General features: G+C 60.6%; 18 protein-coding genes and 1 tRNA gene. 13 read left to right on the top strand and 6 right to left on the bottom strand.

Translation table 11 applies throughout. The annotated features are described in order from the left end of the window. From LJX92_RS03705 to LJX92_RS03665, 9 genes are read left to right on the top strand one after another with little or no spacing between them, the layout of a single operon-like run. On the top strand, positions 1 to 930 hold the full coding sequence (locus LJX92_RS03705; protein ID WP_228309327.1) for a MerR family transcriptional regulator: 930 nt from the start codon (positions 1 to 3) through the stop codon (positions 928 to 930). After that, on the top strand, positions 931 to 2,373 hold the full coding sequence (phrB, locus tag LJX92_RS03700; protein WP_228309326.1) for a deoxyribodipyrimidine photo-lyase: 1,443 nt from the start codon (positions 931 to 933) through the stop codon (positions 2,371 to 2,373). Then, entirely contained in the window at positions 2,366 to 2,788 is a 423-nt protein-coding gene (locus tag LJX92_RS03695; protein ID WP_032877993.1) for a nuclear transport factor 2 family protein, read from the top strand. Before phrB ends, LJX92_RS03695 begins: the two co-directional genes overlap by 8 nt. After that, positions 2,785 to 3,567 carry an SDR family NAD(P)-dependent oxidoreductase gene (locus tag LJX92_RS03690; protein ID WP_032877994.1) on the top strand — a complete coding sequence of 261 codons (783 nt, stop codon included), beginning with the start codon at positions 2,785 to 2,787 and terminating at the stop codon, positions 3,565 to 3,567. Before LJX92_RS03695 ends, LJX92_RS03690 begins: the two co-directional genes overlap by 4 nt. Further along, positions 3,564 to 4,811 carry an NAD(P)/FAD-dependent oxidoreductase gene (locus LJX92_RS03685; protein WP_228309325.1) on the top strand — a complete coding sequence of 416 codons (1,248 nt, stop codon included), beginning with the start codon at positions 3,564 to 3,566 and terminating at the stop codon, positions 4,809 to 4,811. Before LJX92_RS03690 ends, LJX92_RS03685 begins: the two co-directional genes overlap by 4 nt. Beyond that, the gene (locus tag LJX92_RS03680) at positions 4,808 to 5,617 is read left to right on the top strand and encodes a DUF1365 domain-containing protein (protein WP_032877996.1); all 810 of its coding nucleotides are present in this window, start codon (positions 4,808 to 4,810) and stop codon (positions 5,615 to 5,617) included. The genes LJX92_RS03685 and LJX92_RS03680 overlap by 4 nt, the downstream gene beginning before the upstream one ends. Further along, positions 5,604 to 6,875 (top strand): SAM-dependent methyltransferase, encoded by a 1,272-nt coding sequence (locus LJX92_RS03675; protein ID WP_032877997.1) that lies wholly within the window; start codon positions 5,604 to 5,606, stop codon positions 6,873 to 6,875. Before LJX92_RS03680 ends, LJX92_RS03675 begins: the two co-directional genes overlap by 14 nt. After that, on the top strand, positions 6,868 to 7,359 hold the full coding sequence (locus LJX92_RS03670; protein ID WP_228309324.1) for a DUF2878 domain-containing protein: 492 nt from the start codon (positions 6,868 to 6,870) through the stop codon (positions 7,357 to 7,359). The genes LJX92_RS03675 and LJX92_RS03670 overlap by 8 nt, the downstream gene beginning before the upstream one ends. Positions 7,360 to 7,413: 54 nt before the next feature. After that, the gene (locus LJX92_RS03665; protein ID WP_032803249.1) at positions 7,414 to 7,719 is read left to right on the top strand and encodes a YkgJ family cysteine cluster protein; all 306 of its coding nucleotides are present in this window, start codon (positions 7,414 to 7,416) and stop codon (positions 7,717 to 7,719) included. Between the two features lie 136 nt (positions 7,720 to 7,855). Here the strand turns inward: LJX92_RS03665 and LJX92_RS03660 are convergent, their stop codons facing one another. The 6 genes from LJX92_RS03660 to hemA all read right to left on the bottom strand — a co-directional run bounded on the left by LJX92_RS03660 (position 7,856) and on the right by hemA (position 13,220). Beyond that, positions 7,856 to 8,374: an acyloxyacyl hydrolase gene (locus LJX92_RS03660; RefSeq protein ID WP_148853433.1), complete on the bottom strand. Its 519-nt coding sequence runs from the start codon at positions 8,372 to 8,374 to the stop codon at positions 7,856 to 7,858. Between the two features lie 110 nt (positions 8,375 to 8,484). Next, complete coding sequence (gene murI, locus LJX92_RS03655) at positions 8,485 to 9,279, bottom strand: glutamate racemase (RefSeq protein ID WP_228309323.1); 795 nt, start codon at positions 9,277 to 9,279, stop codon at positions 8,485 to 8,487. Next, a complete protein-coding gene (locus LJX92_RS03650) occupies positions 9,272 to 10,027 on the bottom strand; it encodes a molybdopterin-synthase adenylyltransferase MoeB (protein ID WP_032878000.1) in 756 nt (251 codons plus the stop codon). Before LJX92_RS03650 ends, murI begins: the two co-directional genes overlap by 8 nt. Then, a complete protein-coding gene (gene prmC / locus LJX92_RS03645; protein ID WP_228309322.1) occupies positions 10,021 to 10,851 on the bottom strand; it encodes a peptide chain release factor N(5)-glutamine methyltransferase in 831 nt (276 codons plus the stop codon). Before prmC ends, LJX92_RS03650 begins: the two co-directional genes overlap by 7 nt. Further along, positions 10,852 to 11,934, bottom strand: a complete 1,083-nt coding sequence (gene prfA, locus LJX92_RS03640; RefSeq protein ID WP_032878002.1) for a peptide chain release factor 1 — start codon at positions 11,932 to 11,934, stop codon at positions 10,852 to 10,854. Then, entirely contained in the window at positions 11,931 to 13,220 is a 1,290-nt protein-coding gene (hemA, locus tag LJX92_RS03635; RefSeq protein ID WP_032878003.1) for a glutamyl-tRNA reductase, read from the bottom strand. Before hemA ends, prfA begins: the two co-directional genes overlap by 4 nt. A 182-nt stretch (positions 13,221 to 13,402) precedes the next feature. On the opposite strand from hemA, the gene LJX92_RS03630 reads away from it, so the two are divergent. The 4 genes from LJX92_RS03630 (at position 13,403) to LJX92_RS03615 (ending at position 16,711) form a co-directional block, all read left to right on the top strand. Continuing rightward, positions 13,403 to 15,127, top strand: a complete 1,725-nt coding sequence (locus tag LJX92_RS03630) for a tetratricopeptide repeat protein (protein ID WP_032878004.1) — start codon at positions 13,403 to 13,405, stop codon at positions 15,125 to 15,127. A gap of 4 nt (positions 15,128 to 15,131) precedes the next feature. Continuing rightward, entirely contained in the window at positions 15,132 to 15,749 is a 618-nt protein-coding gene (gene lolB, locus LJX92_RS03625; RefSeq protein WP_228309321.1) for a lipoprotein insertase outer membrane protein LolB, read from the top strand. Between the two features lies 1 nt (position 15,750). After that, positions 15,751 to 16,599 (top strand): 4-(cytidine 5'-diphospho)-2-C-methyl-D-erythritol kinase, encoded by an 849-nt coding sequence (gene ispE / locus LJX92_RS03620; protein WP_032878006.1) that lies wholly within the window; start codon positions 15,751 to 15,753, stop codon positions 16,597 to 16,599. Positions 16,600 to 16,636: 37 nt separating this feature from the next. Further along, positions 16,637 to 16,711: transfer RNA gene (locus tag LJX92_RS03615), tRNA-Gln, on the top strand. Positions 16,712 to 16,716: the final 5 nt, after the last annotated feature.

Here is a 16,716-nt window from a genome sequence, read left to right as displayed (position 1 = left end):
ATGAAAGCTGCCCTGTTTGACGAACCCGGCGAAGACATTGCCCTGGCCATTGAAAACGGCTGGTTGCCAATCCGCGAAGTGGCGCGCCAGACCGGCGTCAACGCCGTGACCCTGCGCGCCTGGGAGCGCCGCTACGGCCTCATCGTGCCCCAGCGCACGCCCAAGGGGCACCGGCTGTTCAGTGCCGAACATGTACAACGCATCCACGCCATCCTCACCTGGCTCAATCGAGGCGTGCCGGTCAGTCAGGTCAAAGGCTTGATCGACTCAGCCCAGGCTAGCCCCGCGCCCATGGAAAACGAGTGGCACGCCCTGCGCCAGCATTTGGTGGATGCCATCAGCGAACTGGCCGAACGCCGGGTCGATGACGCCTTCAACCAGGCCATGGCGCTCTACCCGCCACGCACCTTGTGCGAGCAATTGATGCTGCCGCTGCTCAAGGAGCTGGAACAACGGTGGCAGGGCCAGTTCGGCGCGCAGATGGAGCGGGCGTTTTTCCTGTCGTGGCTGCGCAGCAAGTTCGGCGCGCGGATTTATCACAACAATCGCCAACTCCACGGCGCGCCGCTGCTGCTGGTCAACCATTCCGACTTACCGCTGGAACCGCACCTGTGGCTGAGCGCCTGGCTGGCGAGCAGCGCCGACTGCCCGGTGGAAGTATTCGATTGGCCGCTGCCTGCCGGCGAACTGGCCCTGGCGGTGGAACACCTGCAACCACGCGCCGTGCTGTTGTATTCGAGCAAGACCCTCCATTTGTCGACACTGACAAAACTATTGGGCGACGTCAGTTGCCCAATAGTGATTGCCGGCCCGACGGTGCGCATTCACAACGCCGAGTTGTCCGTACTCACCCGCGACATCCCTGAGTTGTTCATGGCGCAAGACCCGTTGTCGGCCCACCAATTATTGATCCAGCGTGGAATCGTCTAAATGCATCTGATCTGGCTGCGCACCGACTTGCGCCTGCACGACAACACGGCCCTTGCTGCTGCGTGCCAGCGTGGCCCCGTCGCGGCCATTTACCTGATCACTCCCCAGCAGTGGCTGGCCCACGATGACGCGCCGTGCAAAATCGATTTCTGGCTGCGCAACCTGCAGCACTTGAGCCAGGCGCTGGGCGAACTGAACATCCCTTTATTGATCCGCTACGCCGCGACCTGGGACCAGGCGCCCGCTGCACTGAGCGAACTGTGCCGGGAACTGTCGGTGGAGTCTGTGCATGTCAACGAGGAATACGGCATCCACGAGAGCCAGCGTGATGCTGGCGTGGCAGAGACGCTGCAAACGCAGGGAATCACGTTTCACAGCTACCTGGACCAACTGTTTTTCCAACCCGGTAGCGTACTGACCAAGACCGGCACCTATTTCCAAGTGTTCAGCCAGTTTCGCAAGGTTTGCTACAACCGCCTGCACAGCGCCCTGCCGCGCCAGGTGGCAACGCCGAAAGCTCAGGCCAGGCTCGACGTGAGAAGCGATCCGGTGCCGACCACGGTCGACGGTTTCGAGTCGCCCAGCGAAACCTTGCGCGCCCTGTGGCCAGCCGGTGAAGACGAGGCGCGCCGCCGCCTCGACGCCTTCACCGACGAGCAGATCAGCTATTACAAGGACGAGCGCGACTTCCCAGCCAAACCCGGTACCAGCCAGCTTTCGGCCTACCTCGCCGCCGGTGTGGTTTCGCCGCGCCAGTGCTTGCACGCTGCGCTGCAAACCAATCAGGGCGAGTTCGAGAGCGGCGACATGGGCGCCATCACCTGGATCAACGAGCTGCTATGGCGCGAGTTCTATAAACACATTCTGGTCGGCTACCCACGGGTGTCCCGCCACCGCGCCTTTCGCCCGGAAACCGAAGCGCTGGCCTGGCGCAATGCCCCCGAAGACCTCGCGGCCTGGCAACAGGCGCGCACGGGTTTGCCGATCATCGACGCGGCCATGCGCCAATTGCTGGAGACCGGCTGGATGCACAACCGCCTGCGCATGGTGGTGGCGATGTTCCTGACCAAGAACCTGCTGATCGACTGGCGCGAAGGCGAGCGCTTTTTTATGCGCCACCTGATCGACGGTGACCTGGCGGCCAATAATGGCGGTTGGCAGTGGAGCTCATCGACCGGTACCGACTCGGCACCGTACTTCCGGATTTTCAGCCCGTTGAGCCAATCGGAAAAATTCGACGGCGACGGCATTTTCATCAAGCGCTGGCTGCCGGAACTGGCCACGCTGAATAAAAAAGAAGTGCATAACCCGGCAGCGGCTGGCGGTTTGTTTGGCGTGGCGGATTACCCCTGCGCCATCGTCGACCTCAAAGCCTCTCGGGAACGCGCATTGGCTGCCTTTCGCCGCCTGCCTTCACGTCAGGAGATGGCCGATCATGAGTGACTTCCTGCGCCGCTTCGCCGAAGCCTTCACTACGCTGGACAAGCACAACCTGCACCTGCTTGGCAGTTTGTACAGTGATGACATTGTATTTGCCGACCCGCTGCATGAAGTCCATGGGCTGCCCGAACTGCAGCGTTATTTCGCTCAGCTATACAGCAACGTCAGCCAACTGGATTTCGAGTTTCAGGGTATCGACCAGACGGCCGAAGGCGAAGGCTACCTGCGCTGGATCATGAGTTTTCGTCATCCGCGCCTGGCCGCAGGCAAGATGATCCGGGTAGAGGGGTGTTCCCACTTGATGTGGCGCGACAAGGTCTACCGGCATCGCGATTACTTCGATGCGGGCGCACTGCTTTATGAACATGTGCCGATTCTCGGCCGCGTCATCAGTTGGCTGAAAAGGAGAATGGGATGAGCCTTGCATCGCCCCGCCGTTATTGGCTGACCGGCGCCAGCAGTGGCATCGGCGCCGCATTGGCCGTAGAGCTGCTCAACAGTGGCGCCCATGTGGCCCTCAGTTCCCGCACCAAAGGCCCGCTGGAAGCACTCGCCCATCGTTATCCAGGGCAAGTGCTGGTGGTGGCCGGCGACCTGACCGACAGCCAGACCGTGCGCGAGATCGGTGAACACATCGCCCAGGTCTGGGGTGAGTTGGACACGGTGATCCTCAATGCCGGCACCTGTGAATATGTCGACGCCCGGCAATTTGACGCTTCGATCATCGAACATGTGGTGCGTACCAATCTGTTGGCCAGCAGTTATTGCATCGAGGCCGCGCTGCCGCTGTTGCGCGCGGGGCGTACCCCGCATCTGGTGGGCGTGGCCAGCGCGGTGACTTACCTGCCGATGCCACGCGCCGAAGCCTATGGCGCATCCAAGGCCGGCCTGCGTTACCTGTTCGAGTCCCTGCGCATCAGCCTGTCACCGGAAAACATCGACGTCACCGTGATCAGCCCAGGCTTTGTTGACACACCGCTGACCGAACGCAATGACTTCCCGATGCCCCTGAGCTGGTCCGCCGACAAGGCGGCGCGGCACATCTTTGCGAAACTGGAGAAACGCCCGCTGGAAATTGCCTTCCCGGCCATGTTCATTGCCACCCTGTGGCCGCTGTCGAAGCTGCCTAACCGCGCGCAATTGATCATCGGCAAGCGCATGTTGCGCAGCCCGCCACCGAAAAAGGACATTCCGTGAAGATCGCCATTGTCGGCAGCGGTATCGCCGGGCTGACCAGCGCCTACCTGCTCAGCCGCCGCCACGACATCACGGTGTTCGAAGCGGGCGACCGCATCGGCGGGCACACGCACACAGTCCACGTTACCGTAGAGGGCGAACGCTATGCCGTGGACACCGGCTTTATTGTGTTCAACGACTGGACCTACCCCAACTTCATCCAGTTGCTGGGCCAGATCGGCGTGACGTTCAAACCCACCGAAATGAGCTTTTCGGTGTGTGACCAAAGCAGCGGGTTCGAGTACAACGGCAACAACCTCAACAGCTTGTTTGCCCAACGCCGCAATATTCTGTCGCCCGGGTTCTGGGGCATGTTGCGCGATATCCTGCGCTTCAACCGCCAAGCGCCTTTGGACCTGCAAGAGCAGCGTATCAGTGCCGAGATGACCCTCGGTGACTACCTCGCAGCCGGCGGTTACGGCCAAAGGTTTATCCGCCACTACATCGTGCCAATGGGGGCTGCGATATGGTCAATGTCCCTTTCGGACATGCTCGGTTTCCCACTGCAATTCTTCGTGCGCTTCTTCAAGAACCACGGCTTGTTGTCGGTCAACAACCGGCCGCAATGGTGCGTGATCGAAGGCGGTTCAAGCAGCTACATCGAACCGCTGACCCGCAGTTTTCGCGAGCGTGTGCGCCTCGGTTGCCCTGTGCATAAAGTGCAACGCATCGACAATGGCGTGGTTATCCACAGCCCGTACGGCAGCGAAACCTTCGACCGGGTGGTATTGGCCTGCCACAGTGATCAGGCCCTGGAATTGCTTGATGACCCGAGCCAGGCCGAACAAGAGATCCTCGGCGCCCTACCCTACGCCGACAACGACGTAGTGCTGCACACCGACACGCGCTTGCTGCCTGACCGCGAGCTGGCCTGGGCCAGTTGGAATTACCGGTTGACCGGCCACTCGCAGAATCAGGCCGCCGTCACCTACGACATGAACATCCTGCAGGGCATCGACAGCGACACCACGTTTTGTGTCAGCCTCAACCAGACGCAAGTGATCAACCCGTTGAAGATCCTCGCGCGCTACACCTACGCCCATCCGCAGTACAGCCTGGCCGCCGTGGCCGCTCAAGCACGCTGGGAAGAATTGCACGGCACCCGCAACACCTTCTACTGCGGCGCGTACTGGGCCAACGGCTTCCACGAGGACGGCGTGGTCAGTGCCCTGCGCGTGGCCCAGGCGTTCGGGGAAAGCCTGTGAACAGCGCCCTGTACAGCGGCTGGATCGCCCATCGCCGGTTTACGCCCAGGGCCCACGCCTTTCGCTACCGCATCGGCCTGCTGTATCTGGACCTCAGCGAACAGGATGCAGTACTCGGGCTTTCACCCCTGGCCGGCACTGGTCGCCTGGCGCCTTTCGGCTTTCGCCAGCAGGATTACCTGCGTGAACTCACGCGCCACGGCATGAGTTTGAGCGATGCCGTGCGCCACGAAGTCGGCAAAGCTCTGGGGCGAACACCCCAGGGCGCTATCTGCCTGCTGACCCAGGCCCGCAGTTGGGGCCTGGCGTTTAACCCGGTGAGTTTCTTCTACTGCTTCGAGGCCGACGGGCAGTTGGCCGCGATTCTGTGTGAAGTGACCAACACGCCATGGCGCGAGCGCTATCACTACGTGCTGCCGGCCCAGCCCCTCGACGCCGATGAGCATCAGCACTTCGCCGTGGCCAAGGGGTTCCATGTGTCGCCCTTCTTACCGCGCGACCTGGAATATCGCATGAGTTTCAGCCCTCCATCTGCCCGGCTCGGCGTGCACATGGCCGACTGGCAGGGCACGCAAAAGGTTTTCGACGCCACCTTGAGCCTGGAAAAACACTCACTCAGCCGCGCAAGCCTGCATCAATATTTGTGGCGTTTCCCCTGGATGACCGCCAAGACCTGCCTGGCAATCTACTGGCAAGCCTTGCGCCTGCTGCTCAAGCGCACACCGATTTTTTCCCACCGGGCCGCCGATGGCGCCTCTCGCACCGCCGTCGGGTACACCAAGGATCGCCGCCATGAAACACCCTAGTTTATCGGTCAAGGCTAACCGCCTGAACGTCAATGGCATGACCGCTGCGCTGTTGCGCAAGGCGGTGCTGCGCCAGCTCAGCCAACTGCGTCACGGCCAGTTGGTGGTGATCGAAGACGGCGAGCGACAAGTGTTCGGCGCACGGGAAGCGCACCTGTTAGGCGAAATTCAGATTCTCGACTCCGCGGTATGGGGCCTGGTGGCCGCCAATGGTTCGATCGGCGCCGGCGAGGCATTTATCCATGGTTACTGGACCAGTCCCGACCTCACCGCCGTGGTCCGGGTGATGGTCAGCAACCTGGAAGTACTCGACGCCATGGAAGGTGGCCTGGCACGCATGGCCCGCCCGTTCACCCAAGGCCTGCACTGGCTCAACCGCAACACACGCAAGGGCTCGCAGAAAAACATCGCCGCCCATTACGACCTGGGCAACGACCTGTTCGAAGAGTTTCTCGACCCGACCATGATGTACTCGGCGGGGCAGTTTTTGACACCCGATGACAGCCTGGAACAAGCGCAACTGAACAAGCTGGAGCGCATCTGCCAGAAACTGGCGCTCAAGCCCAGCGACCATCTGCTGGAAATCGGCACCGGCTGGGGCAGCATGGCGTTGTATGCGGCGCAGCATTACGGCTGCAAGGTCACCACCACGACCCTGTCCAAGGAGCAATTCGCCTACACCGAAAAACGCATCCAGACGCAGGGCCTGCAAGATCAAGTGACCTTGCTGCTCAGCGATTACCGCGACCTCACCGGCGAGTATGACAAGCTGGTGTCGATCGAGATGATCGAAGCGGTGGGCCATCGGTTCCTGCCGACCTATTTCAAACAATGTGCGCACTTGCTCAAGCCCAACGGCCTGATGCTGCTGCAAGCCATCACCATTCGCGAACAGCGCTTTGAGCAGGCCAAGCGCAGCGTCGACTTCATCCAGCGCTACATTTTCCCCGGTGGCGCCCTGCCCTGTGTACAGAACATGCTGCACATCGTCAGCCGCGACACCGACATGAACCTGCTGCACATGGAGGAATTCGGCCTGCACTACGCCCGTACCCTGCGCCTGTGGCATGAAAACTTCCGCCGCGCCCATGGCCGTCTCATGGAATTGGGCTACGACGAATATTTCCTGCGTTTGTGGGAGTTCTACCTGTGCTATTGCGAAGGCGGGTTTATGGAACGCACCATTGGTACCGCACAACTGCTGCTGGCCAAACCCGCGGCGATCAACCCGCCATTGCTTGGGCGCTTCAGTGCTTAAAACCCTGGCCAATGCCGCGCTGTTCCAATGCGGCTGGTTTGCCTGCGTACTCGGCGGCGACAGCCCATGGCTGCTGGTGGGTTTGGCGGCACTGGGCGTGCATCTGCTGTGGATAAGTTCGCCGGCGGATGACGGCCTGCTCGTGCTCAACGTGACACTGGCGGGCACACTGCTGGACACGCTGTTGCGCACCCTGGGCGTTTTCCACTTCAGCGAGCCCGGGCCGTTGATTCCATTCTGGTTGATCGTACTGTGGGCGCTGCTGGCCACGACCCTGCGCCATTGCCTGGCCTGGAGTGCACGGCCCTGGTGGCTGGCCGGCCTGTTGGGCGCAGTGGGTGGACCTTTGTCTTATTACGCCGGCAGCCAATTGGCCGGTGTGGGTTTTGGCTACGGCACGGCAGCGACTCTGATCGGTCTGACGCTGCTATGGGCCATGCTGTTCCCTTTGCTGCACGGGCTCGCGCGCAAGCTCGAACACTGACGCTTGTCCGAGCATTCATACACGTTTAACGCACTTGCCTTACACTGCGCGGCTATGACCAACATCCCCCATATCCAAATCACTGAACCGGCCGTCACCTGCTCGACGTGCGCGGCCTGCTGCTGTCAGCTGGAAGTCATGCTGATCACCGACACCGGCGTGCCGCAGCGCTTTATCGATACCGATGAGTGGGGCGGCGAAGTGATGCTGCGCCTGGACGACGGCTGGTGCGCCGCGCTGGACCGGGACACGATGATGTGCACGATTTACGCGCTTCGACCGCTGATTTGCCGGGAGTTTGAGATGGGTGCGCCGGAGTGTCTTGAAGAGCGGGAAGGCATCGCGACGGTCTACCGCTGATCCTGCAATGAGCAAAGATCTAAATGTGGAAGCGGGCTTGCTCGCGAAGGCGGTGGGTCAGTCTATGCATGTGCTAGCTGATACACCGCTTTCGCGAGCAAGCCCGCTCCCACAGGGGGGCTTCGTTGTTGTTGAATTACAACGGCATGGTGTAGTGCAACGAGTAGCTCTCTACCCCATCGTTATTGCTGCTGATGCCGGCGTTGGAATAGTGCGTGGCGCGAATGCCCACTTCATGCCCACCGTTAAACCGCAGGCCGAAACCCAGGCGGTCTTCGAACTGAAAGGCTTGGCCGATGTTGTTGTCTTCCAGCCGGGTACGGGAGAACACCGCCACGCCGATACCGGCTTCGATGTAGGGCTTGACCGACTGGCCGGCAAACTCATACACAAACACCGGCGAGAACGACAGGCTGCTGGCACCTGCCCGGTCATCACCTTCCCAATACGTGTAGGCGCCGCTCCAGTAGCCGGTCAGACGGCCAACATCGCTTTGCATCCAGCTTTTATCCCAATCCGAAGTCAGGCCCAGTCGATAGGTCAACGTCGAATCACTGGTACTCCCCAACCCGAACTCCAGGCCGGCGGCCTGGGCTGAAACAGAGTGTCCCAACACAGCGGCCGCAATCGCAGCCAAACAGAACAAGCGCTTCATAAGAAACATCCTTCCGAACGAAGTTATATAGTTTTAAACAGGCTAACTGGCTATAGAAGCTGACGTAGAGCCGGAAGTTCAGCTTTTATCAGCACCATTTCACGAAATTTTCACGAGCCAAAGCTTCGCACAACTCCGGGATGTTTCCAAAGTGTCGGTAGGATATTTCTTAGGTTGGTCAGATCGCCGCTGGTCCAGAACTGTGCAGTGTCGGGATTGCCAGCTGCCAGCAGGTCGCGCTCATCCAGCAAACGCTTGAGCTGGCGCGCCACGGCGGCGCCGGTGTCGATCAGGATAATGCTGGGGGGCAGCATCTGCGCCAGGAGCGGCTTGAGGAAGGGATAGTGGGTGCAACCCAGGATGATGGTGTCGCAACCGGCGCTGAGCAGTGGCTCGATATAGCCCTGCAACAGTATGTGCAAAGCCGGGCTGTTCAGGTCGCCGGCTTCAATCAGCTCCACCAGGCCCGGACAGGGTTGGGTCACCACTCGTACATCAGTGGCGAAGCGGTCGAGCAAGGCCGCGAATTTGGCGCTTTGCAGCGTGCCGGTGGTGGCCAGCACACCCACCACGCCGCAGCGGGTAGCGGCAGCAGCGGGCTTGACCGCAGGCTCCATGCCGACCAGCGGCCAATCAGGGTAGTCCTGACGCAAATCGGCAACGGCGGCGACCGTTGCGGTGTTACACGCGATAACAAATGCCTTGGCACCGCGCTCGCGGAAAAACTCGGCGACGGTTCGAGAACGCTCAAGGATGAAAGTGGGCGTTTTCTCACCATAGGGGATATGCCCGCAGTCGGCCACATACAGCAGCGATTCATGGGGCAATAACTGCTGGATTTCTTCCAGCACCGTCAGGCCGCCGACGCCGGAGTCGAACACACCGATGGGCGCGCCCTTAACCATGCCGGGTTCCACACACGCTGCAACCCGGGTCGCGCTTGACGCGCAATTCGCGAAAACGCGTGGTCAAGGCGTCGATCAGCAACAGGCGCCCCACCAGCGGCTCACCGAAACCTGCCAGCAGCTTCAAGGCTTCCAGCGCTTGCAGGCTACCGACCAGCCCCACCAACGGCCCGACCACACCGGCTTCGCTGCAGGTCAGTTCGGTGTCGCTGCCGTGCCCGTATAAACAGTGATAGCACGGGCTGTCGGCGCGACGCGGGTCGAACACCGACAATTGCCCCTCAAGGCGAATGGCCGCGCCACTGATCAATGGCTTGCCCGCGACGACGCAGGCCGCATTCACCGCTTCGCGGGTAGAGAAGTTGTCGCTGCAATCGAGCACCACATCCACCGCGCCGATTGCAGAGACCAGCGAGTCAGCATCCAGCGCCACGCGATGGGCGGTCAGGGTGATTTCAGGGTTGAGCGCGTTCAGGCGACGCATGGCCGAATCAACCTTGGTCTGCCCTACGCTGTGGGTGTCATGGATGATCTGACGTTGCAGGTTGGTCAAATCGACCGTGTCAAAATCCGCCAGGTGCAGCTCACCTACACCGGCAGCGGCGAGGTAGAGCGCAACCGGAGCGCCCAGGCCACCGAGGCCGACGATCAACGCGCGGCTCTGTTTCAGGCGCAACTGCCCTTCGATGTCGACATGCTGCAACAGAATCTGCCGGCTATAACGCAACAGCTCCTGATCGGTCAGCACGGTCGGTGCCCCAGGGTGATGCGTTCGTGACCGCCAAGATCGATACGACTGTGTACGCCTTCAAAGCCTTGGCTCAGCAACAAGTCACGCACAGCCAAGGCCTGGTCGTAGCCGTGCTCAAGCAACAGCCAGCCACCGGCATTCAGATGGGCCGGTGATTGATCGATGATCAGGCGCAAATCGTCCAGGCCATCAGGCCCGGCCACCAGGGCGCTCGCCGGCTCAAACCGCACGTCCCCCGCCACCAGGTGCGGATCGTTGTCGGCAATGTAGGGCGGATTGCTGATGATCAAGTCGAAGCGATCGCCTTGCAGGGCGCTGAACCAATGGCTGTTCAGCACCGTGGCGTTATTGAGGTGCAGGCGCTGGCGGTTGCGCTCGGCCAGGGCCACCGCTTCGAGCACGCGATCAACGGCGGTGACTTGCCAGGCCGGGCGTTCGCTGGCCAACGCCAAGGCAATGGCGCCACTGCCGGTGCCCAGGTCCAGGACTTTGGCCAGGGTAGCAGGCAGCAGTTCCAGAGCGGCTTCCACCAGCAATTCGGTTTCCGGACGCGGAATCAGCGTGTGCGGCGCGACTTCCAGATCCAGCTTCCAGAAGCCTTGCTGGCCGAGGATATAGGCCACCGGCTCGCCGCTGCGGCGGCGCTGCAGGTAGTCGGCAAAGGTCAGGGCGTCTTCGCTGCTGACGATCTTTTCCGGCCAGGTGTGCAGGTAGCTGCGGGACTTGCCCAGGGCGGCGGCCAGCAGCAGTTCCACATCCAGGCGCGCGGTGGGCGAATCGGGCAGGTCGGCCGCTCGCAGCAGGCTGGCTATGATGGTCATTTATTCACCTATCGCGGCCAGTTGATCCGCCTGATATTCGGCGAGCAACGGCTCGATCACCGCATCCACGCCGCCAGCGAGAATCTCGTCCAGGGAATAAAGGGTGAGATTGACCCGATGGTCGGTTACCCGGCCCTGGGCAAAGTTGTAGGTTCGGATGCGCTCGGAGCGATCGCCCGAGCCCACCAGCAGCTTACGCTCGCTGGCAATCGCGTTGGCGGCGGCGCTGGTTTGCTGGTCGTTCAATTTGGCCGACAGCCAGGACATGGCCCGCGCCCGGTTCTTGTGCTGGGAACGTTCTTCCTGGCATTCCACCACGATGCCCGACGGCAAGTGGGTAATCCGAATCGCCGAGTCGGTCTTGTTGACGTGCTGGCCACCGGCGCCCGACGAGCGGTAGGTGTCGACACGCAAGTCCGCGGGGTTGATCTCGATGGCTTCCTGCTCGTCCGGCTCAGGCAACACCGCCACGGTGCACGCCGAGGTATGGATACGGCCCTGGGACTCAGTCGCAGGGACACGCTGCACACGGTGGGCGCCGGATTCGAACTTCAGCTTGCCGTAGACGTTGTCACCTTCGACCCGAGCAATGACTTCTTTATAGCCACCGTGTTCACCTTCGTTCTCGGACAGGATCTCGACCCGCCAGCCGCGTCGTTCGGCGTAGCGCGAATACATGCGGAACAGGTCGCCGGAGAAAATCGCCGCCTCGTCGCCACCGGTACCGGCGCGGATCTCCAAGAACACGTTACGGCCGTCATTAGGGTCCTTGGGCAGCAACATGCGTTGCAGGTCGCCTTCCAGTTCGGCGAGTTTTTCCTTGGCCTCGCGGACTTCTTCCACGGCCATTTCACGCATGTCCGGGTCATTGTCCTTGAGCAGCGCCTGAGCGCCTTCGAGGTCAGCCTGCACTTTGGTGAGATGTTTGTAGGTGGCTACAATCGGCTCAACTTCGGCGTACTCCTTGGAATAAGCGCGAAACTTGGCCTGATCAGAAATGACCTCGCCGTCGCCGAGCAAGGCGGTCAGTTCTTCGAAACGGTCCTGGAGCACGTCCAGTTTATTGAGCAGTGAAGCTTTCATTGCGGTTTTTTATCCGAAGAGCTGTCTGACGCGCCCTCACCGAGGGCAAAGAGTTCCTGAGCCATGGCCAGCGCATCGAGGCGGCCTTCGGCGGTAAGCTTTTTCAACTGAACGCTGGGTGCATGGAGCAGTTTGTTGGTCAGGCCACGGGCCAATTGCATCAGCACCTCTTCGGCGCTGCTGCCGTTGGCGAGCAGACGCTGGGCCTTGAGCAACTCTTCATCACGCAGGCGTTCGCCCTGCTGACGATACGCCTTGAGCACATCCACCGCCGCCAATTCACGCAGGCGCACCATGAAATCTTCAGCACCGGTGCTGACCATCTCCTCAGCGGCCTGGGCGGCACCCTGGCGGCTCTTGAGGTTCTCGGCGACCACTTCATGCAGATCGTCGACGCTATAGAGGTAAACGTCGTCCAACTCGCCGACTTCGGGTTCGATATCCCGGGGAACGGCGATATCCACCATGAAGATCGGCTTGTGCTTGCGCAGTTTCAACGCGCTCTCGACCGCACCTTTGCCGAGGATCGGCAACTGACTGGCGGTGGAGCTGATAACGATATCACTGCGTACCAGTTCAGCCGGAATGTCTGACAACAGCACGGCATGGGCACCGAACTGTTCGGCGAGGATACTCGCCCGTTCGAGCGTGCGGTTGGCGACAACGATGCGCTTCACGCCTAAATCGTGCAGGTGCCGGGCTACCAGGGTAATGGTTTCACCGGCACCTATCAGCAGCGCCTGGCTGCGCTGCAAGTCGCTGAAAATCTGCTTGGCCAGGCTGACAGCGGCAAAGGCCACCGACACCGGGTTTTCGCCGATAGCCGTGTCGGTACGCACCTGCTTGGCCGAATTGAAGGTGGCCTGGAACAGGCGCCCCAGCAGCGGGCCGACCGTGCCGGCCTCACGCGCTACGGCATAGGCAGACTTCATCTGGCCAAGAATTTGCGGTTCGCCCAACACCAGCGAGTCGAGACCGGCCGCCACACGCATCATGTGACGAACTGCCGCATCCTCTTCATGCACATAGGCACTGGCGCGCAGGTCATCGAGGCTCAAATGGTGATAATCGGCCAGCCAGCGCAGTACCACATCCGCTGAAAGATGTTCCTGCTCTATATAGAGCTCGCTGCGATTGCAGGTCGAAAGGATCGCAGCTTCGCGGCTGTCGGTGAGCCGGCAGAGCTGCTGCAAGGCCTCAACCAACTGCTCTGGCGTAAACGCCACGCGCTCGCGCACGTCTACGGAGGCAGTCTTGTGGTTAATACCGAGTGCGAGGAAGGCCATTCAATATCGCTGATGATGTCGGGAAGCCGACAATTGTCCTACTTCGAAAGATCCAGAACAACCACCGTCGTCTATTGTCCTAATGCGTTATGCCTATAAAGGCCTCCACTGAGACTCGGTTATGTTTGGCCGAAGGCTTGTGTCATGATGATCCGACCGCAGGTTAGTCGTCCTCTTCCTATATGAATAGATCTTCCGCGTTGCTCCTTGCTTTTGTCTTTCTCAGCGGCTGCCAGGCCATGGCACCCGTGTCGCCGGAGGCTACGCCGCCGGTAGAAGACACCTCCCCCGCCCCTGAAAAGCCCAAGGTTTATTCCTCGTTCAGTGAAGAAACGATCTACAGCCTGCTGACCGCGGAACTGGCCGGCCAGCGTAATCGTTTCGATATTGCGCTGGATAATTACGTGACCCAGGCCATCAACACCCAGGATCCGGGCATTTCCGAGCGGGCGTTTCGCATCGCCGAATACCTGGGCGCCGACCAGGCTGCGCTGGATACGTCGCTGATCTGGGCAAAAAATGCCCCCGATGATCTGGAAGCCCAGCGCGCCGCCGCCGTGCAACTGGCGCGCGCGGGCCGCTATGACGACTCTATGGTCTATATGGAGAAAGTCCTGCAGGGCAAGGGCGACACGCATTTCGACTTCCTGGCACTGTCGGCCGCCGACACCGATCAGGACACCCGCAATGGCCTGATGAAGAGCTTCGACCGCCTGCTGCAAAAGCACCCGAAGAACAGCCAGTTGATTTTCGGCAAAGCCTTGCTGTTGCAACAGGATGACGAAGCCGACGCCGCACTCAAATTGCTTGAGCAGAACCCGCCGGAAGACGGCGAGATCGCGCCGATCCTGCTGCGAGCACGCCTGCTGCAGAACCTCAACCGCGGCAAGGAAGCGATTCCTCTGCTGGAAAAAAGCATCAAGAAATACCCGGACGACAAGCGCCTGCGCCTGACTTATGCGCGAATGCTGGTTGAGCAGGACCGCATGGAAGACGCCAAAGTGCAGTTCGCCAACCTGGTCCAGCAATACCCCGACGACGACGAACTGCGCTATTCGCTGGCCCTGGTGTGCCTGGAAGCCAAAGCCTGGGATGAGGCCAAGGGCTACCTGGAACAGTTGATTGAACGTGACAGCCATGTCGACTCGGCGCACCTGAACCTGGGCCGCATCGCTGAAGAACGCAACGACCCGCAGGCCGCCCTGCTCGAGTACGCCCAGGTCGGCCCCGGCAATGACTACCTGCCCGCCCAGTTGCGCCAGGCCGACATCCTGATGAGCAATGGCCGTACCGACGAAGCGGAAAAACGCCTGGCGGCGGCCCGCGATGCCGAACCGGACTACGCCATCCAGCTGTACTTGATCCAGGCCGAGACCTTATCGGCCAACAAGCAGGGCGAACGCGCCTGGAAGCTGCTGCAACAAGCTTTGTTGCAATATCCCGACGATTTGAACCTGCTGTACACCCGCGCCATGCAGGCAGAAAAACGCGATGACCTGGCCCAACTGGAAAAGGACCTGCGCCTGATCATCAAGCGCGACCCGGATAACGCCATGGCACTCAACGCCTTGGGTTATACCTTGTCCGACCGCACCACGCGTTACGCCGAAGCCAAGGTACTGATCGAACAGGCCCATGCGCTCAACCCTGAAGACCCGGCTGTACTCGACAGCCTGGGTTGGGTGAATTACCGCCTGGGCAACCTCGACGAGGCCGAGCGCTTGCTGCGCCAGGCACTGGAGCGGTTTCCCGATCAAGAAGTTGCCGCGCACCTGGGCGAAGTGCTCTGGGCCAAGGGCAAGCAACGCGAAGCACGACAAATCTGGGAAAAATTCCTCAAGGAACAACCCGAAAGCCCAATCCTGCGCGGCACCATCAAGCGCCTGACCGGATCCGAGACCCTTTAAGCTTATGTTCTTGCGCCACATTATCGTTTTCAGTTTTATCGCCCTGCTCGCCGGTTGCGCGGGCGTAGGCACCCGTGAATCCGTTGAAGGCCAGGGCAACCCGGCGCAATGGCAACAACACAAGGATCAGCTCAGCAGCATCGACGGCTGGCAGATCGAGGGCAAGGTCGGGGTTCGCGCGCCGAAAGATTCCGGCAGCGGCACCCTGTTCTGGCTGCAACGCCAGGATTATTACGACATTCGCCTCTCGGGCCCGCTGGGCCGGGGGGCGGCTCGCCTGACGGGCCGGCCGGGGCAGGTGAGCCTGGAAGTGGCCAACCAGGGCCGCTATGAAGCGACCTCCCCGGAGGAACTGCTGGAGCAGCAGATCGGCTGGAAGCTGCCTGTCTCGCATTTGGTCTGGTGGGTGCGCGGTCTTCCGGCGCCCGAGAGCAAAAGTCGCCTGAGCCTCAATGGCGACAGTCGCCTTGCCTCCCTGGAGCAGGACGGCTGGCAGGTGGAGTACCTGAGCTACGTGCAACAGAACGGTTATTGGCTGCCCGAGCGCATCAAGCTGCACGACACCGACCTTGATGTCACGTTGGTGATCAAGGACTGGCAACCGCGCAAGTTGGGGCAATAACGTGACAGAACGCCTGACCCTGCCCTCGCCTGCGAAACTCAATCTGATGCTGCATATTCTTGGTCGCCGTGAAGATGGCTATCACGAGCTGCAGACCCTCTTTCAGTTCCTCGACTATGGCGATGAGCTGACCTTCGCCGTACGCGACGATGGCGTGATCCAGCTGCACACCGAATTCGAAGGCGTGCCCCACGACAGCAATCTGATCGTGAAGGCGGCGAAAAAACTTCAGCAACAATCCGGCTGCCCGCTCGGGATAGATATCTGGATCGACAAAATCCTGCCCATGGGCGGAGGTATCGGGGGCGGGAGCTCGAATGCTGCAACGACGTTGCTGGGGCTGAACCACTTGTGGCAACTGGGCTGGGACCACGATCGCCTGGCTGTGCTGGGCCTGACGCTGGGCGCGGACGTCCCGGTTTTCGTGCGCGGCCACGCCGCGTTTGCTGAGGGCGTAGGGGAGAAACTTACCCCTGTAGAGCCCGAAGAACCTTGGTATGTCGTGCTTGTGCCGCAAGTATCTGTAAGTACAGCAGAAATTTTTTCAGATCCGTTGTTGACACGTAACTCTTCTCCCATTAAAGTGCGCCCCGTTCCCAAGGGAAACAGTCGAAATGACTGCTTACCGGTTGTAGCAAGGCGTTATCCAGAGGTACGTAACGCTTTGAATTTGTTAGGTAAATTTACCGAAGCAAAATTAACCGGAACTGGAAGTTGTGTGTTTGGGGGCTTCCCAAGCAAAGCTGAAGCTGATAAAGTCTCGGCCCTTCTTACAGAGACCCTTACAGGGTTTGTAGCAAAGGGAAGCAACGTTTCGATGTTGCATCGCAAGCTGCAAAGTCTGCTCTAAAAGGAATCGAGTGTTAGGCACTCGTTGCAACAGATACAGGGGCGTCGCCAAGCGGTAAGGCAGCAGGTTTTGATCCTGCCATGCGTTGGTTCGAATCCAGCCGCCCCTGCCATTTTC

Source organism: Pseudomonas sp. HN8-3, assembly GCF_020790195.1.
GTDB lineage: Bacteria > Pseudomonadota > Gammaproteobacteria > Pseudomonadales > Pseudomonadaceae > Aquipseudomonas > Aquipseudomonas synxantha_A.
The sequence above is the reverse complement of the archived record's forward strand: the minus strand, read 5'-3'. Positions and strand labels throughout refer to the sequence as shown.